The organism is bacterium, assembly GCA_024226335.1.
GTDB lineage: Bacteria > Myxococcota_A > UBA9160 > SZUA-336 > SZUA-336 > JAAELY01.
Genome location: JAAELY010000016.1, coordinates 15842 through 42635, shown reverse-complemented (window position 1 = coordinate 42635; position 26794 = coordinate 15842). Strand labels below are relative to the sequence as shown.

23 protein-coding genes are annotated in these 26794 nt (G+C 62.1%); 9 read left to right on the top strand and 14 right to left on the bottom strand.

Annotated elements, in window-relative coordinates:
* Positions 1–225: 225 nt before the first annotated feature.
* From GY725_00765 to GY725_00750, 4 genes are all read right to left on the bottom strand, one after another.
* Positions 226–753, bottom strand: coding sequence for a hypothetical protein (locus GY725_00765; GenBank protein ID MCP4002701.1), 528 nt, complete (start codon positions 751–753; stop codon positions 226–228).
* Positions 754–810: 57 nt separating this feature from the next.
* Positions 811–2490: a choice-of-anchor D domain-containing protein gene (locus GY725_00760; protein ID MCP4002700.1), complete on the bottom strand. Its 1680-nt coding sequence runs from the start codon at positions 2488–2490 to the stop codon at positions 811–813.
* Between the two features lie 234 nt (positions 2491–2724).
* Positions 2725–3981 carry a VCBS repeat-containing protein gene (locus GY725_00755; protein ID MCP4002699.1) on the bottom strand — a complete coding sequence of 419 codons (1257 nt, stop codon included), beginning with the start codon at positions 3979–3981 and terminating at the stop codon, positions 2725–2727.
* On the bottom strand, positions 3978–4673 hold the full coding sequence (locus tag GY725_00750) for a hypothetical protein (protein ID MCP4002698.1): 696 nt from the start codon (positions 4671–4673) through the stop codon (positions 3978–3980). Before GY725_00750 ends, GY725_00755 begins: the two co-directional genes overlap by 4 nt.
* Before the next feature lie 406 nt (positions 4674–5079).
* On the opposite strand from GY725_00750, the gene GY725_00745 reads away from it, so the two are divergent.
* Positions 5080–6939: a tetratricopeptide repeat protein gene (locus GY725_00745; GenBank protein ID MCP4002697.1), complete on the top strand. Its 1860-nt coding sequence runs from the start codon at positions 5080–5082 to the stop codon at positions 6937–6939.
* Between the two features lie 29 nt (positions 6940–6968).
* Complete coding sequence (locus tag GY725_00740; GenBank protein ID MCP4002696.1) at positions 6969–7916, top strand: NAD-dependent epimerase/dehydratase family protein; 948 nt, start codon at positions 6969–6971, stop codon at positions 7914–7916.
* Here the strand turns inward: GY725_00740 and GY725_00735 are convergent.
* Positions 7898–8773: a methyltransferase domain-containing protein gene (locus tag GY725_00735; protein ID MCP4002695.1), complete on the bottom strand. Its 876-nt coding sequence runs from the start codon at positions 8771–8773 to the stop codon at positions 7898–7900. The two genes, GY725_00740 and GY725_00735, sit on opposite strands and share 19 nt — an antisense overlap.
* Here GY725_00735 and GY725_00730 point away from each other — a divergent pair.
* Positions 8767–9765: an aminopeptidase gene (locus GY725_00730; GenBank protein MCP4002694.1), complete on the top strand. Its 999-nt coding sequence runs from the start codon at positions 8767–8769 to the stop codon at positions 9763–9765. The two genes, GY725_00735 and GY725_00730, sit on opposite strands and share 7 nt — an antisense overlap.
* Positions 9762–10298: an HAD family hydrolase gene (locus tag GY725_00725; protein MCP4002693.1), complete on the top strand. Its 537-nt coding sequence runs from the start codon at positions 9762–9764 to the stop codon at positions 10296–10298. The genes GY725_00730 and GY725_00725 overlap by 4 nt, the downstream gene beginning before the upstream one ends.
* A gap of 118 nt (positions 10299–10416) precedes the next feature.
* Here GY725_00725 and GY725_00720 read toward each other — a convergent pair whose 3' ends face one another.
* From GY725_00720 to GY725_00680, 9 genes are all read right to left on the bottom strand, one after another.
* Positions 10417–12747: a DNA internalization-related competence protein ComEC/Rec2 gene (locus GY725_00720; GenBank protein ID MCP4002692.1), complete on the bottom strand. Its 2331-nt coding sequence runs from the start codon at positions 12745–12747 to the stop codon at positions 10417–10419.
* An 84-nt stretch (positions 12748–12831) separates the two neighbouring features.
* Positions 12832–13170: a hypothetical protein gene (locus GY725_00715; protein MCP4002691.1), complete on the bottom strand. Its 339-nt coding sequence runs from the start codon at positions 13168–13170 to the stop codon at positions 12832–12834.
* Between the two features lie 168 nt (positions 13171–13338).
* Positions 13339–14232: a DUF4124 domain-containing protein gene (locus GY725_00710; GenBank protein ID MCP4002690.1), complete on the bottom strand. Its 894-nt coding sequence runs from the start codon at positions 14230–14232 to the stop codon at positions 13339–13341.
* Positions 14233–14256: 24 nt separating this feature from the next.
* The gene (gene uvrC, locus GY725_00705) at positions 14257–16254 is read right to left on the bottom strand and encodes an excinuclease ABC subunit UvrC (protein ID MCP4002689.1); all 1998 of its coding nucleotides are present in this window, start codon (positions 16252–16254) and stop codon (positions 14257–14259) included.
* Positions 16251–18305 (bottom strand): excinuclease ABC subunit UvrB, encoded by a 2055-nt coding sequence (gene uvrB / locus GY725_00700; protein ID MCP4002688.1) that lies wholly within the window; start codon positions 18303–18305, stop codon positions 16251–16253. The genes uvrC and uvrB overlap by 4 nt, the downstream gene beginning before the upstream one ends.
* Positions 18298–19665, bottom strand: a complete 1368-nt coding sequence (locus GY725_00695) for a cysteine--tRNA ligase (protein MCP4002687.1) — start codon at positions 19663–19665, stop codon at positions 18298–18300. Before GY725_00695 ends, uvrB begins: the two co-directional genes overlap by 8 nt.
* A 32-nt stretch (positions 19666–19697) precedes the next feature.
* Complete coding sequence (locus tag GY725_00690; protein ID MCP4002686.1) at positions 19698–20177, bottom strand: 2-C-methyl-D-erythritol 2,4-cyclodiphosphate synthase; 480 nt, start codon at positions 20175–20177, stop codon at positions 19698–19700.
* Positions 20178–20193: 16 nt separating this feature from the next.
* Complete coding sequence (gene ispD / locus GY725_00685) at positions 20194–20892, bottom strand: 2-C-methyl-D-erythritol 4-phosphate cytidylyltransferase (protein MCP4002685.1); 699 nt, start codon at positions 20890–20892, stop codon at positions 20194–20196.
* Between the two features lie 109 nt (positions 20893–21001).
* Positions 21002–21547 carry a CarD family transcriptional regulator gene (locus GY725_00680; GenBank protein MCP4002684.1) on the bottom strand — a complete coding sequence of 182 codons (546 nt, stop codon included), beginning with the start codon at positions 21545–21547 and terminating at the stop codon, positions 21002–21004.
* A gap of 312 nt (positions 21548–21859) precedes the next feature.
* On the opposite strand from GY725_00680, the gene GY725_00675 reads away from it, so the two are divergent.
* From GY725_00675 to GY725_00655, 5 genes are all read left to right on the top strand, one after another.
* A complete protein-coding gene (locus GY725_00675; GenBank protein MCP4002683.1) occupies positions 21860–22492 on the top strand; it encodes a TetR/AcrR family transcriptional regulator in 633 nt (210 codons plus the stop codon).
* The gene (locus tag GY725_00670) at positions 22489–24063 is read left to right on the top strand and encodes a TolC family protein (GenBank protein ID MCP4002682.1); all 1575 of its coding nucleotides are present in this window, start codon (positions 22489–22491) and stop codon (positions 24061–24063) included. The genes GY725_00675 and GY725_00670 overlap by 4 nt, the downstream gene beginning before the upstream one ends.
* Before the next feature lie 348 nt (positions 24064–24411).
* Complete coding sequence (locus GY725_00665; protein MCP4002681.1) at positions 24412–24789, top strand: polymer-forming cytoskeletal protein; 378 nt, start codon at positions 24412–24414, stop codon at positions 24787–24789.
* Between the two features lie 71 nt (positions 24790–24860).
* Positions 24861–25394, top strand: a complete 534-nt coding sequence (locus GY725_00660; GenBank protein MCP4002680.1) for a TetR/AcrR family transcriptional regulator — start codon at positions 24861–24863, stop codon at positions 25392–25394.
* A 72-nt stretch (positions 25395–25466) separates the two neighbouring features.
* Positions 25467–26780, top strand: coding sequence for an MBL fold metallo-hydrolase (locus tag GY725_00655; GenBank protein ID MCP4002679.1), 1314 nt, complete (start codon positions 25467–25469; stop codon positions 26778–26780).
* Positions 26781–26794 lie beyond the last annotated feature (14 nt).

The following is a 26794-nucleotide window of genomic DNA, read 5'->3' as shown; positions in this document are numbered from 1 at the left end:
GCACCCGCTGCAACCAGCAACGGAACCGCAAGGGCCCCAGCAATCATCGAGCGAAATAGTCGCTTCATCTTCATTCTCCTACCCACAGGGTTTCCCACCCTTTACGTGACCACACACCATTGCGTAGCTACGCCAACATCAGCATCAGCATGCATCCAACAACAGAACAATCATCCGTGCGAATCTGAGCAATTCGCTTGCAGTGGGCCGTTTCAGGCCACTGGCCTATTCGGCCTTCGCGCCCTCCTCCACTCGCGCCGGATCTGGCGCGGGCTTGCGTCGCGGCTGCGTGGTCGGCAGGCCCTTCGGCTTGACCGGCACTTTGTACCAGACACCCGTCTTCGACTTGAACCACTTCGACTTGAAAGTCATGGTGCGGTCTTTCAGGGCGAGCTTCACGCCGACGGATTCGGTGTCCATGACGACCTCCACCTCGACATCCGCCTTCTCTCCGTCCACCTCGACCTTCGTGATCTCGAAACTCTCCGGAAAGATGGACCCACCCTCAGACACCTCATTGGTGAACTTGGGGCCACCTTCGGAATGCGGCTGATAGAACGTGTACACCTTCGCGATGTTTTTGAGCTTCGATTCCCAGTAGTCATTGAGCCGAGCCTGAAAAACCTCCTGCTCACTCAACTCCGAACTGGCCGCAGCCGGCGTAGCCGCACTGCCCCCGGCCTCTTCGGCAAAGCCCAGGCCCGGCGCCATCGTACCCAACATCAACGTTCCACTCAGCATCAAATCCAACATCCGCATAATCCAGCTCCTCTCTAAATCGAAAACTTCGCCGGGAATCTCCCCGACTTGTTATTCGCCCCCATCCGAAACAACCACAATCTCACCCGTATTGACATTCCCATTGATCTTGACTCGAACCCACTCACCCTTCAGCGCGCCCTGTGTCATCATTCCAGAACCCACCACGGTGTATATGCCACGTTCATTGATCGCGCTCCCGGTCATCGTTTTCCACTGGCCGTCCCCAATCTGATAGTGGGTCGTGCCCGTGGTGAACTCGATGTTCACGGCCAGTGGGTAGTTGCCCCGATCCACTCCGGTGAGCGACATCGTCATGTTTCCGATATCGCCGTTATCGCTGACGGTTCCGATCGCGCTGGTCGGATCGAACTCCCAGTACGAGCCGATCGCTCCGCTGACAATGGGAAAATTCACACCCTCGAACTCGATCGTCGCTTCGCCAAAACGCACATTGTCGATGTGGAAGTCGTCGATTTTCGCGTAGTACGCGCCATACGTGATCTGGCTTCCGTCGAGAATCGACCGGTGTGCCGCGACAGTTTCGTCAGCGTCTCCGAGGCTCTCGTCGGTCATGAGCGTGTCCTCGCTGCTGCCGCCGTACAGCGCCAGACGCTCGAGAATCGACTTGGTCGGATTGGTCGAACCCTCGGTCGGCGCCTGGTAGCCGGTGGCCGCAAGCTGCTCCGCAGTTCCGGGATAGCCCTCCCCCGTCAGAGACACCGCGAGCGGGCCGCGGACGGAATCGTTGCTAAGGATGGAGAGCGTGCCGGAGTGAGTCTGATCGTTGGTCGGCGCGTAGCTGATCGGGAAGCCGAGCGTTTCACCGGCCGCAATGATTCGCCCCTGAATGGACGTGGAGTACGGTGCCGGAATCCTCGTGCTATTGATGGTGAGCGGATCCGTTCCGGAGTTGCTCACGCTGATCCAGCGCGTTTCCGTGGAACCGACCGGCACCTTGCCGAAATCCAGCTGAGCCGGGCTGGCACTCGCGATTGGGTTCAAGGGATCTTCGACCCCACTCCCGCTCAGGCCGACCACGGTCTTCTCGTGTTCTGGGTCATTGGCCACCACGGTGAAACTCATCATGTACTCGGTGGCCTCGGCCGGGCTGAACACGACGGTCAGCGTCGTCTTGCCGCCCGCGGGAATCCGCTTGTCCGCGAGGTGCGACTTGAACACGCTCGGAGAAGTCGCGTTGATTTCGAGGTCTCCCTGTCCGTGATTGCTGATCGTGATCACACCGGTCGCCGTTTCGAGCAACTGCACGGCTCCGAACGAAAGCGACGCGGGCTCGATGGAAATCCGTGGAGGAAGTTGCGCCAGCGCCCTGAGCGACGCCTTGTGTCCGCCCTCGGACGTCTCGACCGTCAGCGTGCCGTTGATCTCGCCGGCCTGCTTCGGCAGGACCCTGACCGAGAAGAAACGCGCGTCGCCGGGCTCCAGTTCGAAGGGATCCATTTCCGGGAGAAAGGGTGCCTCGGCGCTCACGCTCTCTACGGAGAGAAGCTCGTCACCGTCGTTGATGGCCAGTACCTGGATCACCCGCGAACCCGTTCCCAAGGTCACCGGTCCGAAATCGATCTCCGCTGGATCGAGCGTCAGGCGTCCCTCGCCGCCGAAGCTCAGCACATCTGACAGGTCGAAAAGACCTGCGCGCTGAAATCCAAACGCAGCTGCTGCCAGCAGTACGAGTGGAATGCCCAGAAGGCAAACTTTTCGAAAACTCATCGAGTCCAACTCCGCATATCCAGCTCAGCCGTTCGAACCTGATTTCGTTCCGAACGCGACCGATCATGCCCGATCGGAAAGCTAGAAGTAAAGGAAATAGTTCGGGAATCCCGGTCGGTGCGGCTGCGAGCATGCAGCCTGCACCGGGTGTCGCTGGCCCTCTGGAGGCAGAGCCTTTGCGACGGAATTACCGGCCTGAAAAACGATATCACCCCGTCCATCGTTCCGTGTGTTCTATTGCGAATCTCCGGCCGCGCCTGCCGGGACGCTGCCTGTTTGAATCCATGTTTCAATCGCACCGTGGCTCTGACGGCCGCGGGCAAACACGATGTCTCTCAGCCCGTCTCCGTTGACGTCGTCCACGGCCAGCCCCCAACCTCGCATCTCCTCACCGCCATCGCTCGGCAATCCGGTGTCGGTGCACTCGTTCCAACGGCCTTCCTTGCTGGCCAGCCAGAGGCGGATTCCCGAGGTATGGTGACGGCTCGCGATCAGATCATCCAGGCCATCTCCGTTGATATCCACGAGTTCGACTGCATAGAAGACGTCCGTTCCCGGTTCCGGAAGGCCTGGAGCCGGATGCGACCAGTTCTTGCCGGTTCCATCTCCGCGCAGTACGCGCAGCGGGAACCAGTCGGAGCGCCGGTTACTCGCCAGTGCCAGATCGCGGTGGCCGTCGCCATTCACATCGCCCGTGGCCACACCGTAGTAGGAACCCTCGTCGGGAAGGCCCGTCTCGACCGACTCGAAGCTCTCGCCCGCGTTCTTGCTCAACCAGACGGCGTGCAACTTGCGGCCCCGTCGCGCCATGGGCGAAAACGCCGCTACGATGTCGAGTGCGGAGTCTCCGTTGAGATCGTCCAGGATCACGTTCGTGCCGTAGCCCGTGCGTGGCAGTTCCCCGAGGTGGCGTTTCCAGCCGCCCTTGCCGTCGCCCAGCAACGCGATCATACCGCCCTTGAGTGCGCCGACCGCGACGATGTCCTGGTGGCCATCGCCATTGATGTCGCCGAAGGTCAGGTCCTCGTAGTTCTGGTGTCCGCCCGGATTGGGCCGTCGGCCCATCCGCCAGCGGCCGGTACCGTCACCCATGAATACGAAGAGCCCCTGGCAGTGATCCGCAACCCCGAGATCCTGGTGACCGTCGCCATTTACGTCAGCAAAGTCGACGCCGACGCCACAGTCGAAATCCGGTGTGGCCAGACCGCGTGAAGACATTTCCCAGCTGCCGTCCTGTTTTGAAAGCCAGACGTAAGGCCGTGCGCCCTTGCGCGGGTTGGCTCCCAGGTCCAGTAGTCCATCGTTATTGACGTCGGCGAGAGCCGGCCGCGTGCGCCACTCGATTTGCGTCGGTAGCCCTTCCGAGTTCGAGACGAACGAAGGGCATTCGCCGGCTGCAGCTCCCGAAGGAGACAGCAGGGCAACCGAAGCGCTGAGGGCGACTGCAGCCAGGACTCTCGGGCAACGCCCCGAGTCCTGGTTCCAAGTCACTTGTGACGGGACCGAACCGGAACGGCCAGCGCGAACAGAGTTGCACCCAGGAGCAGAGCCACACTCGGCTCGGGGAGCACGATCGGCAGGACGCCGTTCAGACTCATCATGAAGGATGCGTCCTGAAATTCGGGAAGCGTCGTGCCGCCGAAGTCCTGCGGACAGGCCGTGCCAACCAGAGTGATGTGGTTGGTCGCAGCCGCACCCAATCGCGAACCGAAGAACGTGGCGTCTTTGCCGTTGTCGTTGCAATCGCGAAAACTACTCTCGGTGGTCAGCACAATGCCGGTCATGGTGTCGGTCCAGAGAGTTCCGGCGCCACCGGTCTGGTACTTCGTAACCTGAACGTCGAAGGCATTCGTAGTATAGGAGCCGTTCGCGTTGAGCGTACCCGAAACCGGACCGAGAACCAGGAACTGGTACGTCGAAACCGCAGAGGCATTGGTCGAGTGAATCTGCAGGTTGTCGAAAGAAAGCGTGTTGCCGGTAAGGGTCATGGCAAGCGTGGAGATCGCGGGAGAGTCATCATGCAAGGCCACGGATGACCCGAGCACGACCTGGCTCGGAAACTCGAGCGTGAGGTCCACTCCAAGAGCACTGGCCGTAGCGGGCTGAAGCAGCGCCGCACCAAGCAGAGCGAGCGCATACGTGCGCGCTCTGCGGACAAAATTGCTTTCGAATCCCAGCTTCATCTTCTGCATCCTCTTAGTCCCCCTCTAACTCGATCCATCCGGCCACCGAGTACCCTGTGTCCAATTCAGCAAAGTCAGCGACCTGTGACAGGGGCACAAGAGCGACCTATTCGTCTGCATTGATGAGTGGCTTCCCCATCAAAAAGGTGGCAATCCCTTGCTGACCGCTGCAGATCCCGCCGCCGATCTATCCGAGGGACTCGCAGAAATGGCGACGGAGCCACGCAAAATCGGAGGCAGTATACCCGAATTTCGGGAAATATGTATTGAAAAAACTTCGTAGCAAATCCCCGGAATCGCGCAGGCATCTCCGTGCATCGCTAGCTATAACTCAGTGACAATACTGATCTTTTTGATACCCACTCGGAGTCACGCGCCCCCTGGACACCTGTGGTATAAATACTCCGTGAGTAATTTACCGCAGCCTGATGTCGTGAAGCCCGCCAGGTTTCGCCCGTTGCCTTCCTGGCTTCTGGCGGTCCTTCTGTTGGTGCTGGCCTCTCTGGCCTACGCGGATTCGCTCTCCAATCCATTTCTGTACGACGACATCCCGTTGATCCTGCAGAATCCTGAGATCCGCTCACTCGACAACCTGATCCCGGCGATCGGACTCAAGGAAAGCGGCTTTTTCCTGCGCGCCCGCTGGACCCGCAAGGCGCTCCAGGCTGCACAATGGGCGCTGGCCGGCCCCGCGCCAGAGCTCTATCACGCGACGAATATCATCTTGCATGCTTGTGTAGCGATTCTGCTCTTCGCGCTGATCGCGAGGTTATCAGGCGATCGCTGGCTGGGTTGGTGGTCGGGTGCACTCTTCGCGGTGCATCCCATACTTACAGATGTCGTGACCCCGGCCTCGGGTGTGCGCGGCTTGCTCGCAGCGCTTTTCGCGCTCCTTGCCGTACTCCTGATGGACCACGCGCGCCGTTCAGGTGGATTCCGCTGGATCGCGCTGGCCGCGATTTCGCTCTATTTGTCGATCGCCTCCAAAGAGGTGGGCATCATCGCGGTGGCGGGGTTCATTCTGGTCGACCTCTATCGGCGCGGGCTGAGCGAACAATCCGGCCAGGGGCGCGCGAACCTGCCCACCGCCCTAAGACGCATCATGGGCGAGCAACCACTGCGCTATCTGGGCGCGATCGCATTGGTCTTGATCGCGTCCGCCGCGCTGGTCTCCCAGTCGACCTTCAGCGTCTACCTGCAGGAAAGCGGCGGCTCCCCTAGCTACTACGACGCGAACGGTGAGGAACTCGGTTTCACGGATCGCGCGCGCCTGGTCGGCACCGGTGCGCGTCTGTTGCTGGTTCCCATTGGCCAATCGGTCGACTACTTCTACGACGCGATGCAGATTGCGGCGCCGGGTTGGACTCCTCTCGAGGTCCTGGACCTCGGCACGCTGATCGCACTTTTGGTGCTCACGGCGATCGGCCTCTGGCGACTGAACTGGATCGGTTTCGGCGGCATCTGGTTCCTGCTCTTTCTGGCGCCGACCATGGGCTTCATCCGCTGGCACGAGGTTTTTGCCGAGCGCTTCCTCTACCTTCCCGCTGCGGGGATCTGCGTGGCGCTGGCCGGGCTGGGAGTGCAACTCGCACGCAAGCCGGGCTGGGGGCGACCCATGCTCGCATTCGGCGTAGGGGTACTGGTGTTGCTCGGTTCGGCAACGGTGCTGCGCAACCGCATCTGGAGCAGCGAACTGAGCCTGTGGCAGGACGCGGTCGACCGCTATCCACGCTCTGTTCGCGCACACAAGGGAGTGGCCAACGCCTACCGGGAATCCGGTGATTTCGAACTGGCATTGATGCACTACGAAAAGGCGCGCACGATCCTGCCGATCTACAGGCCCGCGTATATTGGCTTAGCCGACACTTATCTGAGCATGGGTCGCGTCGTCGATGCGCAGAACGCGCTCTCGTCCGCTCTCCAGAAATGGCCCGAGTACTCGGAAGCCTGGTTTCAGAAGGGTGTGATTCACGAGCGCCTCGGAAAGACGGATCGAGCCATCGAGGCTTACGAGCAGGCGATCGAATTCCGTCCGGATTTCGCGGCGGCCTACAACAATCTGGGCCGCCTGCACGCCACACGCGGTGACCTCGAGGGCGCGCTCGAGCTATTCCTGGAGTCGCTGGAGCACGATCCCTCGCACCTGCCCGCAATTCGCAATCTGGCGGTCGTCTACCGACGCGCCTTCCAGGATGGAGAGCGCGCTGAGCACTACGAAGCGTTGGCCCGGCGCCTCACGGGCGAATCCGAGGAACAGTCCGGTTAGACGCGGCCGAGCGTGCTAATTCTCTCCCTGTGAGAGGGGAAAAAGTCCTGGTAACCGGTGCCGGCGGTTTCGTCGGTTCGTGGCTCGTGCCGAGATTGCGGCGTGCGGGTCACGAAGTCGTGGGCGTCAACAAGCCCGGTGTTCCCGTCCCCGAACTCGGCATCGACTGGATCGAGACCGATCTGCGCGATGCTGATGCAGTCGATGCGCTGATCGAAGAACAGCGACCCACCCGGCTTCTGCACCTGGCCGGAATCGCCGTGGTGTCGGTAGCACGCGCCGATCCGCTGGAAGCCCTGCGCGTCAACGTGCACTCGGTGTTGCATCTCCTGCGCGCACTCGCCGCGCACGCGCCGCGCTCGCGCACGCTTCTCGTGAGCACGGGCGCGGTGTATCCAAACCAATCGGCCGATGCCGCGCCACACACGGAAGAAGCCGCGCTTGCGCCGGCATCCGTCTACGCCGCCACCAAGGCCGCAGCCGAAGCACTGGCCGTGGGCTTTGCGCGCGAACAGGGCCTGTATCTGATACGCGCCCGCCCCTTCAATCACACCGGTCCAGGTCGTCCACCCGACTACGCCGAAGGTGCGTTCGCGCGGCAGATCGTGCGCATCGAACGCGGACAACAAGATCCGCTGATCCGCGTCGGCAACCTGGAGGCGATGCGCGACTTCAGCGATGTGCGCGATGTCGTGAGCGCCTATCTTCTGCTCATGGAGCGCGGGGAATCGGGAGCCGTGTACAACATCGCCAGCGGCCAGGCGCGGTCCATCCGCTCAGTGCTCGATCTGCTTCTCGCTCACTCCAATGCCCAACCCGAGGTCGAGGTCGATCCCGAGCTCTACCGCGGAGAATCCAGCCAGCAGATTGCGTTGGCCGGAGATGCGTCACGCCTGTGCAATCTGGGCTGGACGGCGCGCTTTTCGCTGAAGGAAACCCTCGGCGAACTACTCGACGATTATCGGGCGCGCGCGTGAGTCAGACTTCGCGCACACCAGGTATCGCCCGATTGCGTTTCCTTCAACTCTCGTCGAGTTCGCCAACCCGCGCGCTCGCAGAATTCGTCGAGAGGCTTGCACTCCGACTCCAGATAGCCGGAGAGAACGAGACTTCGAGTGGCGTGGGCACAGATGCGCTCGAACCACGGCTCCATGCGCCCGAGGAGCATATTGCACACGACCAGGTCGAAGCGCGCGTCGGCATCGATCGCCGCCAGCGTGCCACACACGAATTCACAAGGCAGCCGATTGCGCATTCGATTCTCGGCGGCGTTCCGACAGGCTGCGGGATCGAAATCGATTCCCGTCGCCCGCTGCGCGCCGAGTCGCAAGGCGGCGAGCGAGAGAATCCCGCTGCCGCTACCCACATCGAGCAGTTCGTCACCGCTCCGCAACTCCTCGAGCACCAGTTCGAGCGCGAGTCGCGTCGAGGCATGCTCGCCCGATCCAAAAGCCTGTTGCGGGTCGATGACGATCTCGGGGGTCCCCGGGGAATCACACCAGGAAGGCCGGATCCACAGGCCCGCCACTCGACGCGGGGCCAGGCCCCGACGCCACTCGACTTCCCAATCGGTTTCCGGAACTCGTTCGGGACCCGAGATTGCAATCTGCACCTGAGAATCGGCCAGTGTTCGCAGGGCCTCTTCGACCTCGAGATCTGCCGAAAAATAGGCGAGCAGAACTACGCGTTCGAGATCGCCCGAAACGATGCGCTCCTCGATGCCCGAGGTCCCCAGTGAGTGGAGTTCGGCTACGAGGTTTTCGGATTCCGAAACCGGGCTTTCGATGCGAAAGACATCGCACTCCGGTCCGGCGCTACTCAACGCTCGTGGCATTCTCGCTTCTCACACTCTACTCGACGGGTTGTGGTGTGGGCTATCTCGCGCATCTGGGTGTCGGTCAGGTTCGGGTATTGCTGGATCGCGAACCACTCGACGAAAACCGCATCGCCAGCTTGTCTGCCGGTGAGCGCGATTCACTCGAACTCCTGCAAACCGGTCTGCGTTACGGCCAATCCCTGGGACTCGCTCCCACCACAAGCTACCGACATCTGCTCGACCGCGCCCCGGATGAAGCCCTGCAGGTGGCGGTCGCTTCACCTCCCGATCGGATCGAGGCGGTCACGTGGTGGTTTCCGATCGTAGGCAGTATGGCCTATCGCAGCTTCTTCGACCCCGCGCGCGCCCAACGCTTCTCCCGGGAACTGGAAGGCGACGGATTGGATATCTATGTGCGCAGCGCCGCGCTGTACAGCACGCTCGGCTATTTTGACGATCCGATTCCGCGCACCATGCTGAGCTGGCCCGACTGGGCCATCATCGACACCGTGCTTCACGAACTGGTTCACGAGACCGTATTCGTGTCGGGTGACTCCGCCTATAACGAATCCCTGGCAACCTTCATCGCCCACCGCGCGACGCTGGCCTTCTTTGCCGAGAAGCCAGAACGAGTCGCAAGCGCCCAGCGCAGCTTTCGCGACGATCAGCGCTTCGCAGAACTACTGCACGCATTGCGCAGCGATCTGCAAGCACTCTACGAGCGGAGCGAAGACGTCGAACAAGCGATCCGCGAACGCGGCGAGGTCTTTGCTCGTTATCAGGGTGCGTTGTTCGAAGCGCAGGAATGGGAAACGCAGCGCTACTCCGGCTTCAAGACCCGCGAGCTTTCCAACGCCTACGTGGTCGCGATGCAGACCTATCTGGGCGACCTGCCCTGCTTCGAAGCGGAGTTCGAAGGCGTGGACAATCTCGCGATTTTCATCGCCGCCCATCGCGACAAACCCGGGCGCCGACCCGAAACCTGTCCCTCTGGAGGCGTTTCGCAATGAGCCGGCCGTTCATCTTCCTGGATCGCGACGGTACGCTGATCGAGGATCGGCATTACGCACATCGAGTTCAGGACTGTGTACTCCTGCCCGGTGCACTCGACGCCCTGCACCTGTTTCGCGGTGCGGGGTTCGGCCTGGCCATCGTGACCAATCAGTCCGGAGTCGGGCGCGGCTTGTTCGAGATGTCGGAAATGGAGCGCTTCCACGAACGCCTGCGCTCGGACCTGGCGGCGGGAGGCATCGAACTCGACGGACTCTACGTCTGCCCGCACGCTCCGGTCGAGGCCTGCACCTGTCGCAAGCCAGCGCCGGGCCTGATCGAGCGCGCCGTGCGAGAACTCGAGGCGGATCTGGCGAGCAGCTGGGTGATTGGCGACAAGACCTCGGACCTCGAACTGGCCGAAGCCTGCGGCTGCAAGGGAGCACTCGTGCTGACGGGCAAGGGTGCGGAGCAGCCCACACCAGAGGATCGCATTCTGGTTGCACGGGATCTGCTCGAAGCCGCGCGACACATCGTCGACGAAAAGACCTAGGGATCCGGGCGCACCTCAATTGCAGTTTCGGACCAGTACCAGGGTGACCACCGCGATCATCGCAATATTGAGAATCCAGTTGACCCGAGACCAGTGTCGGGTGCGAGCTTCCTTCCACTCATCGGGGTCCTGATCTGGGGGTCGCTTGGCCATCCCGGCAGTGTAGAGCCCCCGAACGAGTACTGCAGGCCGTCAACTCTTCGATCGGAGCGGACAGAAACGGCAGTATGACCAAACCTCCCGCTTTCATACGAGCTTCAATCGCTCCATGGCGCCGCGTGATCCAGAGCGGAATTGAGCGCTCCGCGAGCCGGGTGCGCACGCTCCGATGAGGCAGTTCGGCCCGCCTGCGCCGGCCCGAACTGGCAACCGCCGCCAGCGGTGAGAGTGCGTCGAGCAAGAGCGGATCGCTCGACGTCCGACTGCCGTGATGCCCGAGCTTCAGCAACGAACAAGGAGTTTGCATTGCGGCGAGCGTGCGCTCGGCACGGACAGGCAGATCGCCGGACAGAAAGGTGCATCCGCCCGGAGTTTCGAAGCGCAAGACGAGCGATCCGAGATTGGACGAGACATCCAGCAATTCAGATACCGGCCAGAGCACCTGCAGACTCACGCGTTCATCGCCCTGCTTCTGCCCGGCCGCCACGACACGAATCGGAATCCCCCGCGCAGCGGCGGCATCTCGCAACGGACCGGCCGCTTCTGACTCCAATGCGAGTCGGGTCAGCCATAGCTCGCCCACAGCAAGACTCTGGATCACGCTGCGAGCTCCGCCGATATGATCGTTGTCGGCATGAGTGATTGCGAGGACATCGAGCCTCCGCACTCCAAGCGCGCGCAGACCGGGCGCGAGTACGTGACGGCCCGCGTCGAAAGCACCGACTCGCGGGCCCGCATCCACAAGCCAGGCGTGTTCCGAATCACGCAATAGAACGGCATCACCGTGACCCACGTCAAAGAAGAGCGCGGAAGTCGTGTCATTCGGTCGCGGGCCGTCCATCGCTGCGAGGACGAGCCCACCCGCGGCGCCCGCGATGCAGAGAGTCGCGGGCACGAGTCGCTGGACGAGCAACAGGCGCAGCGCAAAGCCCGATAGCGACACAGCGGCGGCCAGTTCAACGGCCCCACCGAGCGCTCGACTCAGATCCGGACTTTCCAGCCACGTGATCAGCTCGATTCCGAACTCCGCTGCGACGCGGGCCGTTGTCGAGAATCCACCCGACAGATCCGGAAACAGCGCCCCGGCCGCACCCGTGAGCAGAGCGGCCGGTACGACCACGAGTCCAAAATACGGAACCGCGACGGCATTGGCAGCCAGCGCATCGCGCGGTAGTGGTGCGCCGATCGCCACCACCAGAGGCGCGGTGGCCAACGTGGCGGCGAGCGTGCAATGCACGAGTCCGGAGAATGCAGCGGTCGGAGGCCGCCAGAGAAGCAGACCCGCAACTGCGCAAAAGGAGAGCGCAAAACCGGCGTCAAAGAGCGAACCCGGGTCCGTCGCCAGAACGACCAGACAGGCGAACGCGAGCGCATTCGCGCCAGCGGGAGAGCGTCCGCGTGAGATGGCGAGCGCACCGGCGAAGGCCATGGTCGCCGCGCGCAACGAAGGAACGCCGAATCCGGACAACGCCGCGTACAGACATGCGCAGGATACACCTGCAATCTGCGCGAGCGAGCCCGCTCGACGCAAGATGAAGAGTCGCGAAGAATGCCGGAGGATTCGCAGACCGATCCCGTGCACCAGTGCCAGAACCCAGCCGACGTGCAGGCCCGATACCGCGAGCAGATGCGCCGTTCCGGAACGGGAAAAAGCGGAGCGTGTTTCGAAATCGAGTCGCTGTCGATCGCCCGTCGCGAGCGCGCGCAACAAAGCGCTCGAACGGCGCGATTGATCGATTGGATCGAGTGCGTTTCCGATCGCTCGCCTGGCTCGTTCCAGAAGGGCCGGCACGCCTGGCGATCCGCTCGCCAGCAACACCCATCGGCCTGAAGTAATCCGACCGGTCACGTGCACGCCGCGCCGGGCCAGGCGCCTGCGACGGTCCGAACCACCTGGATTGGTTTGAGGTCTAGGTCGTTCGAACTCCACGTGCGCCGCGACTCGTTGACCGGGCAGGAGATGGCACGCGTCTTCTGGCAGGCGCAGAGAGATCCGACCAGGATGTGTGGAGTGAGCGTGTGCGAGAGCGCGACAGCCGAAGGCATCGCGCACCGGGGCTTCGAGCAGACTCAGAACCGTATGCCCCGGATCGGGAATCGGAACGGGCGCGTGAAGGCGCAGCGCAAGCGCAAGCGCTCCCAACCCGATACCGAGCGAGATTTCCGCGCAGGCGGAAGAGCGACGAAGAATCCAAAGGACTCCCGCGACCAAACAGAGGACCAGGCAGAGGCGAATCGGTGCCATCAGCGTGTCTTCGACGAAGACACCCAGCGCAAACGGCACGGTCAAGCGCAGGAGCGGGAGACGACTCAGCCCATGTGGTCCCCGGGACCGGGGTCAGTTCCTGTTCACGATGCCACCTAGGGGGAGCAACTAATGAACGACGCGTGCAGCCTCAGGCTTATCCAGATGTTGGCGAAGTCTTTGAAGATAGCTGCCGAGAACCTTCAAGCTCTCGTCGATCTTCTTGACCTCCCCCAGGAACTGCCTGATCAGCTCGGATGCTTCCCCTACGGCGGCGACAGGAATCTGGGACTCCTGGTTCGCATGATAGGCGGCTGCAACCCGCGAAAGAACGTCTTCCCACTCAGCGGGACTGGGCCGCCGCTCAGCGAAGCGCTCGAATAGTGGAACCAGGTGAGCCGAAAACTCCGGCGCAACCTGGAACCTGTCCTCCAATACCTGAACCAGCTTCTTTGTGAACAACGACATGGCTTCGTACTAAGCAAGCCAGGTGCCAAGCTCCCGGACCTCGCGACTCGATCCCGTGTCTGACAGACATCCGGCTATTTGCAAGCGGAGTTGCGTGGAGGTGAAGACCGGCCGCGGCGAGAGAATTCCAGTCTGTGGGGAAGACGGGTTCACCAACAGGGGACGAATCTACTCACGCCAGGAAGCGGGGATGCCAGCGCGCGCCGCTTCATCGTCCAGATTCGCCAGTTCCTCTTCGATCTGCTGCTCCGCAAGCTCGAGGCGCTCAAGGAAAGGCTCCGAGGCCGTCGCATACTCCGGCAGAACCTTCTCGCGTTGCTCCTCGACCGCGTCCTGGCGGCGGTGAAGTTGCCGATAGCGCTGCCGCCAGGCGGCCCTGTCGCGGCCACTCGGAGCCCCATCGCTCCCCTGCAACTCCGTCAGCGTCAGCGTTCCCACAGAGGGATCGATCTCGACCTTGAAGTGGTTGAAAAACGGCATTCCGAGCAATCCTGTGCTCATGGTATCGAGAACCACAATCTCGATATTGCGAACGATGGCGGACCCGACCTGAATGGAATCGATCCGCACCAGAGGCGCTTCGATCGGCTTTCCACCCACACCGACCACGTTGATCCGGGGCGTATCGAAACCGATTTCGATGTCCAGCTGCTTGGCAACCGACAGAGGCATCGTGTTTATGGACGCACCGGTGTCCGCGATGAAATGCGCATCGACGTTTCCATCGAGTCTCGCAATCAAACGGATCTCGTTCGCACCGCGTTGCACGCCGATCACATGCTTCTTGCCGGCCTTGGCGGAACGAGAGTGAGGAGGCGCGGAACGCATGCTCGTTGCGGGTTTCGGAAGCTCGATCTTCAGGGTGTTCCAACCGCCCTTGCGCATCGAAGACGGATCTTCGCGCCGCGCATCTTTTCGGTAGTCCCGCGGGACCGTCGTCGGGTCATCGGTGAAGTGGAGCTTTCCGTCCGCATCGACCCACTGGTAGAGATCTGCATGAACGGGCGCAGCCAGCGCGCAGATCGCCAGCAACTGCAACGAAACCTTGGCTATTTGACGCATCGATTGCCCCCGAGAACGGGCGTTTCAGTCGTCCGAGCCCGATTCCGGCGGCTTCCGCTCGGACTCGCCGCCGCCTTTTGACTCGCCGCCCTCTACCTGTATGGGATCGGGCTCGCGTTCGGGATTCTTGACCGATGTGTCGTCTGTTGCCGCGCGAAAGAAGCGATGGATGAGTTGCCCATCGGCCTGGCTGATCTTGGGAACCGCCGCCAGTTCTTCTGCGCTGGAGTTGCGAATCCGCTCCAGGCTACCCAGCGTGCGCAGGAGCGAACGACGCTTGACCGGGCCGATCCCCGGCAACTCGTCCAGGATCGAACGAAACTGCGCCTTGCTGCGCAATTCGCGGTGATAGCGGATCGCGAAACGATGAGATTCATCGCGCACGCGCTGCAGGAGCATCAACGCCGGTGAATCTGCGGGCAGGAGGATGGGGTCCTTCACATTCGGCAAAAAGACTCTCTCGCGCTTGGCCCCTCCGTGGCGCATCACGCGTGGGGATGGCGATTCGTCGTCGCGCTCCTTGGCCAGAGAAGCCAGCGACAGACCTTCGATCTGCAGATCCTCGACCAGAGCCCGCGCGATGCCCAACTGCCCCTTGCCTCCGTCGAGCAGGAGCAGGTCGGGCACAGGATCGGTATCGCGCCTGGCCAGGCGACGCCCCAGGACTTCACGCATGGCCCCGTAGTCGTCACCGGGCTGGGTCTCGCGCAACTTGTAGCGCCGATAGCCGTCCTTGTGGGGATCGCCATCCACGAAGACCACGCGCGAAGCCACCGTGAGCGCTCCCTGTAGGTGCGAGATGTCGTAGCACTCGATGCGCTCGGGGATGCGATCCAGGCGGAGCACTTCTTTCAAGGCCTCGAGCAACTCGTCGGCATTGCGCTCCCTTCGCGTGCGCTCCGTGAGTGCGAGTGCGGCATTTCGCTGAGCCATCTCGACCAGACGGCGCCCTTCCCCGCGTTTTGGCACGAGCAGTTTCACGGCCCGGCCCGCGCGTTCTCGCCAGGCGGTCTCGAAAAACTCCCGGCCCTCTACTTCGAGCGGCAACAGGACTTCGAGCGGAAGGTCGCGATCTCCGCTGTAGTATTGCGAAAGGAAGGAATCGAGCGCTTCGGCGTCGTCGATTCGCACATCGCGAAAGCTGTGCGAACTCCCCCCCAGGAGCTTTCCCATGCGCACGTGCAGGAGTTGGATCTCGAGTTGATTGCCCTCGCGAGCCATTGCAAACACGTCGCGATCGGTAAACTGCGTAGAGATCATGGACTGGTGTTCCACAGTTCGTTCGATCGCCTGCAATCGATCGCGAAAGCGGCTGGCTTCTTCGAAACGCTCTGCTTGCGCAGCTTCTTCCATGCGCTGGCGAAGATCTCCGACGACATCGTCCGCACGACCGCGCATGAACAAAGTGGCCGACTTGACCAGGTCTTCATACGCGTCTTCTTCTATCAGTCCGCAACAGGGCCCCGCGCAGCGGCCCACGGCGTGTTCGAGACAAGGGCGCCCGCGACGTTGGTAACTCTTGAAACCCGAATCCGAACAGGTACGCAACGGAAACAGGCGCTGCAGTGAATCCAGGGTGTCGCGCAGCGATCGACTGGACGTATACGGACCGAAGTACAGCGCACCGTCGCGCAGGAACTTGCGAGTCTCCGTGAAGCGCGGATAGTTTTCGCGCGGATCGAGGCGAAGTGCCAGATAGTTCTTGTCGTCGCGCAGCCGGACGTTGAAGCGCGGCTTGTGTTTCTTGATCAGCTCGTTTTCGAGCAGCAAAGCCTCTTTGACACTGGACGTGGCGACGACTTCGACATCGGCGATACGCGGCACCAGGTATTTCAGAGTCAGACGTCCATCACCGGCAGCCGAAAAGTAGTTCCGCACGCGAACCCGCAGGCTCTGCGCTTTGCCCACGTACAGCACGACGCCTTTCACGTCGCGGAACAGGTAGACGCCAGACGATGCGGGGAGCGCCTGGATCCGCTCCTGCAGCGCCGCCTGGCGCTCCTCGAGCGGGCCTTCACTCACCGGCGTCGACGCCCGCGGCCGCGCCCCTTGCCGGGTTTGCTGTTTCCGATTCTGGAAGGCGCTTCGAAACCGGCCATGAGCGCACCCTCTTCGAGTTTGTGGATCTCGTCGCGCATCTGGGCCGCGCGTTCGTAGTCCAGATCCTCTGCCGCCTTGCGCATGGCGCTGCGCAACTCTTCGACCTTGGCACCGCGCTCGTCGACCGACATCTCCCGATCGGACACAGCGTCGACGGTCACATAGTCCGCCTCGTACAGACTGTCGCTCAGACTGGATATTTCCGCTTCCACACTGGTGGGAGTAATGCCGTGCTCTTCGTTATAGGCCGCTTGAATTTCGCGACGTCGATTCGTTTCGGAAACGGCCTCTCGGATCGAGTCGGTCTGTTTGTCGGCAAACAGGATCACCTTGCCGCGCACGTTTCGAGCCGCGCGCCCGATCGTCTGAATCAGAGATCGCGTCGAGCGCAGAAAGCCCTCTTTGTCGGCATCGAGGATCGCAACCAGGGAGACTTCGGGCAGGTTGAGACCCTCGCGCAGGAGATTGATCCCGACTAGTACGTCGAATTCACCGGCCCGCAGATCTCGCAGGATCTCGGTGCGTTCGATCGTCGGAATCTCGGAATGGAGATAACGGACGCGAATGCCCAGTTCTTCGTAGTAGTTCGTAAGTTCTTCGGACATGCGTTTGGTCAGGGTCGTGACCAGAACGCGATGGCCCCAGGAAACGCGCTCGCGAATCTCGCCGATCAGATCCTCGACCTGATTCCTGGCCGGCTGGATCACGACCTCGGGATCCTGGAGTCCGGTCGGCCGGATGACCTGCTCGGCCACGACGCCCTTACTGGCGTGCAATTCTGTTTCGCCCGGTGTGGCCGAAACGAAGACCACCTGATTCACGCGCTTCTCCCACTCCTCTGAGCGCAGCGGCCGATTATCCAGCGCAGAAGGCAGGCGGAAGCCGTAGTCCACAAGAGTCTCCTTGCGCCTCCGGTCTCCTCGATACATGCCACCGATCTGTGGCACGGTGACATGGCTTTCGTCCACGAAGCACACGAAGTCGTCCGGGTAGAAATTGAGCAGCGTGCTGGGCGTCTCACCCGGAGAGCGTCCGTCGAGCCAACGCGAGTAGTTCTCGACACCGTGACAGAAGCCCATCTCCGACAACATCTCGATGTCGTACATGGTGCGCTGCTCGATTCGCTGGGCTTCGAGCAGCTTGTCTTCCCCGCGGAAGTGCTGGATGCGCTCGTCGAGTTCAGAGCGGATTCCCGCAATCGCTTTGCGAATGCGGTCCTGCGTCGACACGTAATGGCTATTGGGAAAGATCACCATGCCACTGGGTCTCGACAGAACGAGCCCACGCAAAGGATCGATCTCGGTGATCGATTCGACCTCATCGCCAAAAAACTCTATTCGGATCGCCCGTGCATCTTCGTACGCGGGAAATACTTCGACGGAATCGCCCCGAACACGGAACGTGCCCCGGTGGAAGTCATAGTCATTCCGATCATAGAGCATATTGACGAGTTTCTTCAGGAACTCGTCGCGATTGAGCGTGTCGCCCCGTTGCACATAGGTGTGCATCTCTTCGTAGGTCTCGGGCGATCCCAGGCCGAAGATGCAGGAAACCGATGCCACCACGATCACATCCCGTCGCGACAAAACCGAACGGGTGGCGGAGTGCCGCATCCGGTCGATTTCCTCATTGATCGAGGAGTCCTTCTCGATGAACGTGTCCGTGGTGGGAAGATAGGCTTCGGGCTGATAGTAGTCGTAGTACGAAACGAAATACTCGACGGCGTTGTGGGGAAACAGTTTCTTGAATTCGCCGTAGAGCTGGGCGGCCAGGGTCTTGTTTGGCGCCATGACCAGTGCGGGGCGTTGCAGCTTTTCGATGACCCAGGAAATCGTGGCCGTCTTGCCGCTTCCGGTAATTCCCAGCAAGGTCTGGTGGGACAATCCACGCCTGATGCCATCGACCAGCTGCTCGATCGCCTGCGGTTGATCTCCACAGGGCTTGTAGCCACTGACCACCTCGAAATCAGGCACGGTGCCAGCGCGTCCCGTCGGGCGAATCCTCGAGTACGATGCCTTCGGCCTGCAACTGATCGCGAATCTCGTCGGCTCGCGCCCAGTCGCGGGCCGCACGCGCTTCGTCGCGGCCCCTCACGAGTGCGTCGATGCGTTCATCGCTCTCCCCCGCGGCGACCTCAGCCTGGGCCAGATCGAGTCCGAGCACCTGATCGAACTCGGCGAGCAGACCCGCCTTCTCACGGGAGCCCAGTACATCACTGCGCACGACTTCCCAGGTAACAGCCAGGGCGCGCGGTGCATTCAAATCATCGCTGATCGCTTCGACGAAGCGCTCGCGAAATCCGGCGACCCGATCCCCACCCGCGCTGTCGTCAGCCTGGCGAATCTCTGCGGCGCGTCGGTGCAGTCTGCGGTACGCGGTCTTCGCTCCCTCGATCCCTTCGTCGTTGAAGCTGAGCTGCTGTCGGTAGTGTCCGTTCAGCAGAAAGTAGCGATAGGCCAGCGGTTCAATACCGCGCTCTTCCAGTTCGTCGAGTGCGAGAATTCCGCCCTTGGATTTCGACATCTTCTCGCCGTCGAACATCAACCAACCGCCGTGCAGCCAGAAGCGCACCCAGGGGCGCACGCCGAGCGCGTTCTCTGACTGCGCGATCTCATTGGGATGGTGAACGGGAACGTGATCGACTCCGCCGGTATGGATGTCGAACTGCTCTCCCAGATACTTCGTACTCATGGCTGAGCACTCGATGTGCCAGCCGGGAAAACCGCGCCCCCAGGGACTGTCCCATTCCATCTGACGTCGAGGTCCATCTTCGGGAGACTTCTTCCAGAGTGCGAAGTCTCCACGGTTGCGTTTTTGCGACGCACCCTCAATGCGATCCTGTGATTGCTGCGACTCGATATCGAGCCGGGCCAGTTCGCCGTAGTGAGGATCCTTGGCGGTGTCGAAGTACACACCATCGTCCGTGGTGTAGATGAAACCCTTTCCTTCGAGTTTCTCGATCATCTCGATCTGCTCGGCGATGTGATCGGTCGCCTTGCACCAGATCGCGGGTTCTCCGATGTTCATCTTCGCGAGGTCCTCGCGAAAGATCGTCGTCCACCTTTCGGCGACGTCCCAGGCCGTCTCTCCACTGGCGGCGGCGGCCTGCTCCATCTTGTCTTCACCGTCGTCGGAATCGTCAGTCAGATGTCCGACGTCGGTAATATTGATCACCTGTTTCACTTCGAAGCCAAACATGCGCAGTCCGCGGACCAGGAGATCGCTGAAGACATAGGTCCGCAGATTCCCGATATGTTGGCGGCTGTAGACCGTGGGCCCGCAGGTGTACACGCGCACCGCACCACTCTCAAGCGGTGCGAATCCCTCTTTCATTCGAGTCAGCGTGTTGTACAAGCGAAGCTGCGTCACGTGTCCTTCCGCCGGAGCAAGACGACGGCCTGCGCCGCAATACCCTCTCCTCGACCAATCGCACCCAGTCCGTCGTGACTCTTGATCGCGATGTTCACGCGCTCGATGTCTACCGCGAGCATCTCGGCCAGGCCCTTGCGGATCTGCGGTAGCACCGCAGCAAGACGGGGCCGTTCCGCGATCAACGTAGCATCGGCGTTGCCGAGCGCGAATCCGGCAGCGTCGACCAACGCTTGGATATGAGTGAGCAGGCGGGTCCCTGAAGCATCTCGCCAGCGCTCGTCGCCGGACGGGAAATGCGTACCCAGATCGCCCGCTGCAATCGCGCCGAGCAGGGCATCGCCCACCGCGTGCGCGAGCACGTCGGCATCGGAGTGACCGTCCAGGCCAATTTCGCCGGAGATCTCGACGCCCCCGAGGATCAAGCGTCGCCCCTCGACCAGTCGGTGGATGTCGTAGCCCTGTCCGATGCGCATATCATCCGTACTCATCTCATTCCGCCTGACCTCGGCTCAGAAGCACCGCCTCGGCCCGGGGCAGATCCTCTGGATGGGTCAACTTCCAGTTCCCCGATCGCCCCATGCTGGTTCTGACCTCGACCCCCAGGCGCTCCACTGCGGAAGAGCAATCGGTCGCGAGAAATCCGTCGCGTTCGGCCTTGGCCAGAGCTTCGCTCAGGATCGAGACGCGAAACGCCTGCGGCGTCTGCGCGAGACCCAGTGTGCTGCGGTCGAGTGTGCGCTCCACGCGCTCGCCGTCCAGGAGTTTGACCGTATCGCTCGCGGGAATCACAGGCAATGCGGCCCCTGTGCTGCGCGCCGCTTCGAGCACGGCTTCGGCGTCTGCGGGCAGAACCAGACAGCGCGCAGCGTCGTGCACCAGCACCCATTCGAAGTTTGAAACCGAGCAAGCCGCTCGAAGCCCGCACGCCACCGACTGCTGGCGCGAGGCTCCGCCCGGCGTTGGGGGCAGGAGCTTCGCCGGTCCGTCCCAGCGCGCGGACAGGGCTTCGAATCCAGAAGCACCCGGAGGCACCACGGGCAGCACGGCATCCACATCGCGGGCGCGCCCGAGCGCGCCCGCACTCCACTCCAGCACACTGCGACCGGCCAACTCGACGGTGGCTTTTGGCATCCCTTGCGCCAGGCGTGTGCCCTGCCCAGCGCCCAGGACCAGGGCGACGACGCTCATGCTCACACTATAGCTCCGACAACGGGAATCGACCCGTGTCCACATTTCAGGCTGCGATAGTCGAGCGGCGCCGGGATTCTCGCCTGCTGCGACCGGCCTGCATGCCCGATCAGTCGACGGCCGCGCGGATGTCCGCTTCGATCTTCTCCGTGCCGGTGTTTTCAGCCGCAGCCAGTTCCTGCACCAGGAGCGAGCGAGCGCTCTCCAACAGCTTTCGCTCGCCGAAGCTCAATTCTTTCGTGTGCTGCAACTGAAGAAGATCACGCAACACTTCGGCCGTTTCGAAAATGCCGCCATCCCGAAGTTTGTCCTGGTACTCGCGGAACTGACGGCTCCAGGGCATGGCCTTGCGGCGCCCCGACTTCCGGCGCCGCAGAATCTCCCAGACCTGATCCGCTTCCTTGCGCTTCATGACTCCGCGCAGACCCGCTTCAGCGACGCGATCTGTGGGAATCAGGATGCGCGATTCATCCTCGAGCTTGCGCAGAACCAGGAATTCGCACTTTTCGCCGCCGATCTCGCGCGTCTGCAACGCCTCGATCTCGGCCACACCGTGCCCCGGGTAGACGGCCAGCTGCCCGACCTTGCCGAGCCATTTCGCAGCGCGACGAGTCGGCCGCTTCGCGGTCTCTGAAGACTCTGCCCTTGCCGCCATCGATACCCCCGGGAACGCCGGTCGTCCCGGCCACAACATCTTACCACTGACGACCGGCATCGGAGGCCCGAGATTAGCGCTTCGGCGGAGAAAGAGAGGTGGTGCGGAGAATGTGCCTGAGCGGGAAGAGGCCGAATTGAGGATTCTCGACAACTCCAAGAACCGCGCTCCGTGTCTCCCACCCCAATCAGAACCCCCGACAGCCCCGGACCCATTCTCTGCACCACGGGTGGCGGGTTGCGACATGGGTTTGGCGGATTAAGCTGCTAGCGGTCAGCTTGATCAAACGAACCCTCCACGCGGTGAGCACTGATGAGCGATCCCCGACCGTCGAATCCCGAAGATACGCCCGGCCAGGGGTCCCGAGCAGCCGAGATCCTGGATGCGGCGCGGCGTGTCATCGAGGCGGTCGGGATCCCCGACACCTCCATGGAGCGGCTAGCCGAAGAAGCGGGTGTTGCCAAAGGCACGATCTACCTCTACTTCAAGAACAAGGAAGATCTGCTCGTACGCGTGGTTCGGCGCAGCTTTGAACAGATCATCGAGCACTCCAGGGAGGCGACGGATCGCGTGGAAAGCTCACGGGCAAAGCTGCGCGCCTTGATTGAAACGGCGTTGGGCCATTCCTCTGAACACGAAGCCTTCTTCCAGGCAGTGGGGAGACAAGCGACCGCGGGTCCCATAGGCGCAACCCACCTCGAAAGAGAGTTCGACCGGGCTTCCGATGCCTACGTCGACTTCATCGCTCGATTCATCGAACAGGGCCGCTCGGAAGGCACCTTCCGAGACTGTTCGAACGCGCGGATTGCCCTGACCCTTGCGGAGTGCCTTCGGGGTACTATCCGGGCTCGCTACCGCGAAGAAGACCCTCCTAGCCTGGCTCGCGAAACGGAAGCGATCCTGGACTTTTTTCTCAACGGTATTGCAACAAGGGACACTGAATGATTCGCTCGCTCGCCCTCCTGACCCTGGTCTCGATCCTCGCCGGAACCACTCCGGCGCACGCAATCAGTGATGAAGAGGTAATCGGTTCCGATCGGCTGATCACTCTGCAAGAGGCGATCGAACTGGCCCTTCGGAACAATCTGGATCTGCAGGTAAGCCGGACCGATCCGGCGCTCGCCCGGCTCGGCATCAAAGAGAGCAAAGGCGCCTTCGATCCGAAATTCGTCGGCGGAGCGTCGTTCGGCCACTCGGAACAACCGGTGGCCAGCAACCTCCAGTCGGCCTTCGGAAGCGGAAGTTCCATCGATGAGGACACGTGGACCTACAACGGCGGTCTACAGGGACAGCTGCCCTGGGGCCTGACCTACGGATCCATGTACGCGCTCAATCGCCTGGAAACGACTTCGGGCTTCAACGCGCTGGATCCGGAATGGCGCGCGCAGTGGAAGACCGAGATCACGATTCCCCTGCTGCGCGGCTTCTACTGGAGCGCTAGCGATCTCGCCGTGCGCCGCAGTTATGTGCTCAACGACGTGTCGAATCAGGACTTCCGCGCGTTGCTGAATCAGACCGTATTCCAGGTCGAGGCGGCGTACTGGGATCTGACTGCGGCGCGCGAGTCTGAAACCGTGGCCGAAAAGAGCCTAAAGACCGCGCGCGCCGTACTGGAGCAAACCCAGGTGCAGTACGAGGTGGGCGTGGTATCGAAGGTGAGCGTCGCGCAGGCCGAAGCAGGAGTCGCGCAACGCGAGTTCGATGCGATCGTCGCACGCAACGCCGCGACGCGGGGCCAGGACACACTTCTCGATCTGATCCTGGCGCCCGATTTCCGCGAGTTCACGGTCACGACAGTGCGCACGGAAGAACCGACCTTCGTGGTCTACCAGGTCGATGCAGAGGCCGCGATCCAGAGAGCTTTCGAGCGTCGACCGGAGATCGCTGCTGCTCGCAAGCGCGTCGAGGACGCCGACCTCCAGCTCAAGTACGCGCGCAACCAGCGCCTGCCCGCGCTGGACACCTCCGCCTCCTACTCGATGGACGGTCTCTCGGGTGACCCGAAACCAAGTGCGACTTCGAGTCTGGGAATCAGTGAAGGCAGCCATAGCGCAAACGACAAGTTCTTCCGCCACGACGGGGCGCACAGCTGGAGTGTCGGTGCGAGCATCGAGATTCCGTTCGGAAACGACGTAGCTGATTCTCGCTATTCCATGAGCAAGATCATGTTTCGCCGCGCGAAGACTCAGCTGCGTCAGAGCGAGCAGACCGTGACGATCGATGTGCGGGTCGCGGTGCGCGAACTGCGCAATGCGATCGACGCGGTGAAGGCGGCGGAGCGCAATGTGGCCGCTCGCAGCGAGAGTTTGCGAGCGGAGCAGGAGCGTTTGCGACTCGGCGATTCGACGCCGCGCAACGTACTCGAAGTCGAAGAAGACCTGGCGGCCGCAGAACAACAGGAAATCGCAGCTCTGCAACGCTACGCAGTGGCGATCAGTGCGCTCGAACGCGCTCAGTCCAGCCTGCTGGAATCCCGCGGAATCAAGGTCGAAGAAGAGTTGCGTCGAATGCCCTAGCAGAATGCCCTGGCAGACTGCGCGCCTCACGTGGTGCCGCTTGTCAATTCCTGTGCATGTAAGATAATCGACTCGCTAGCAGCCCCCTGCGGAACCTGTATAGGTTTCCCATCCGCGGGGACGAGCGCGAGCACTCTCACGCCATCCCCAAAGGACCAAATGGCCATCTGGAAAAAGGAAAAGGACGAGGGACCGCCGAAGAACCGGCCGGATCCGGTCGCGCCCGGGAGTTCACGGGCGGCCGAAACCGGCCCCTCCGCGCGGGAAGATGGCGAAACTCCGCCACCCACTCCGTCCAAAACATCCAATGTTCAGGGAGCCCGTCACGAAATGAAGGAAGAAACGACCATGGCGAACATCGGAAAGTCGATCAGTATCAAGGGAGACGTCCTTGGCGACGAGGACACCGTCATCGAGGGCCGGGTCGAGGGGCGGGTCTCGCTGAAGAACCACCACCTGACGATTGGCTCCAATGGCGACGTCCAGGGCGAGGTTTCGGCGAAGCAGATCACGATCGTGGGCAAGGTCGCCGGCAACGTAATCGCGAGCGAGCGCGTCGAGGTACGCGATTCCGGTCGCGTAGAGGGCGACGTTCTGGCCCCGCGCCTGCTGGTCACCGAGGGCGCGCTCATCAACGGCGCCATCACGATGAAGGAAGTCAGTTCCGGCAAGCCGCAGCAGCCTGCACAGCCGCAGCACCAGCCGAACCAGACACAGCATCACTGATCGGAATCGAGACCCGGGGGGCCGAAGAAAAGGACCGCAGGCGGCGCGATGCCATCGACGGCGCCAGCGCGGTGTTCGCCGCGAAGGGCTACCACGACGCGCAGATGACCGAGATCGCAGCTGCGGCGGAGCTCTCCCGGGCAAGCCCGTACGCGCTCTTCGACGGCAAGCACGAGATCTACCAGGAAGTCATCCGCGACGCATCCGCGCACATGCGAGACGGCATTCGCGACAGGATCGGCAACCTCTCCGACCCGCGCGAACGCGTGCTCGGCCTGATCGATGCGCTGCTCGAGTGCTTCGACGAGAACCGGGGCGCATTGCGCATGATCCTGCTGGGAACGAACGGACTCCCGTGGCGAATTCAGCAGAACATGGGAGCCTCCTCGAATATGCTCGCGGCGTTCCAGCACTGGGTCGTCGACCAGTGCCAGGAGGCCGAAAAAGCCGGCGGTCTGGAAGGACTCGACCCCGAGACGGTCGGCCTGTCACTGATCGGTGCGGTCACAAGCGTTGCCGCCCACGCGCTGCAGACGGACTCCGGCGAAAACCTGTCCAGCCATACTCCACGCGTCCGCGCCGTCTTCGAGCGCCTGCTGAGCTGAGGCGATTGCCTGTGACCGACGACCGCCGCGCCGTCTGAAACACCCCGTCTGAAACTCCAAAGAGGAGCCTCGATGATCGATTGGAAAGAACTGGCCGCTGGCCCCGGTGGCCTGCGCCTCTATCGCATCGACGCCTCTCCGGGCTCTTTCTCGGACTCTTCGGGCAAGGCGGTCAAGAGCCCTCTCTCACTGATCCTGCAACTTCAGGAAACACCCACGGCTCGATACCTGAACGAGCGTTTTTCCGAAAGCACTCCCCCTGTCGGCGCGAGTTCGTTCTCCGTTGCCTGCCACGTCATCTCTCTGCCCGAAGCCATACTCGTAGTCGACACGAGCTACCGGACGACGGCGGGGAAGATCTTTCCCTCCGTGCTCGAAGAGATTGTCCGTGCGGAAGGTCGCAGGCCGGGAGATCGGCCCATCACGGTCCTGTATACCCACGCCCACTTCGACCACTCCGGCGGGCATCTCGCGGTCGAAGAACTCGACGGCGAGGTCGAGGTCGTGGCGCATCCCTACACGGCAAAGCTCTTCCCCCTCCTGTGCCGGCGCGAGAACTTCCTGAAAACGAAGACCGGCTTCTTCCGCGACTGCGGGGTCGAACTGGATCTCGACGGATTGACCGAGCAACTGCGAAGCCACTACCTGACCCAGATGGAGAAGTCCGGTGTAAACCTGAACAATTCACCGATGGGAGGCCTGGAAGAGGGTCCGCTTCGAGTGGATCGGGAGTTGGACCCCGGGGAGGACGCGATCGAACTCGCCGGTGGGCGCGTACAGGTGTTGCGTTTCGACGGTCATATTCCGGGGCATCTGTGCGTGCTAGTTGACCGCAGCCACTTCATCTCCGGTGATATGTGGCTACCGGCGACGACCTCGCTGGTAACGCCGGGCACACTCGCCGAAATGGCCGGCATTCCCGCAAAGCACTGCGGCATCCTCGAGTACCTTCGCTCCGGCGCACGACTCCTTTCCATGGACGTCGATGAGTGCCAGTCGTACCCCAGCCACGAAATCGTGTTTCGAAACCCGAAGCGAATGGCCATGCGCGATCTCGAGATCTTGAGCGAGCGCGTACCGATGATGTACAAGGTGCTCAGCGAACATCGCCGCGAGCCGATGCGCGCCCTGGACCTCGCCTGGGGCGGTACAGACCACGCACCGATCTGGAAGGTCGAAAGCAGTACGTATCGCCTGGTCGTGGCTCACGACGAAGCCTGCTCATGGATCCAGGATCTGCTCGCCTGTGGAGATCTTCGCGAAGTCGAGCGGGAACGCTACATCTGGAACGATCAAACCGCACTGGCCGAACGCATCGAGGCGGCGCTCGCGCAGGCGCGCGAACACCATGGGCACCTCGAGTTCAGAAGTCGCGGAAAGGCCTAGAGGCCCGGCCGAAA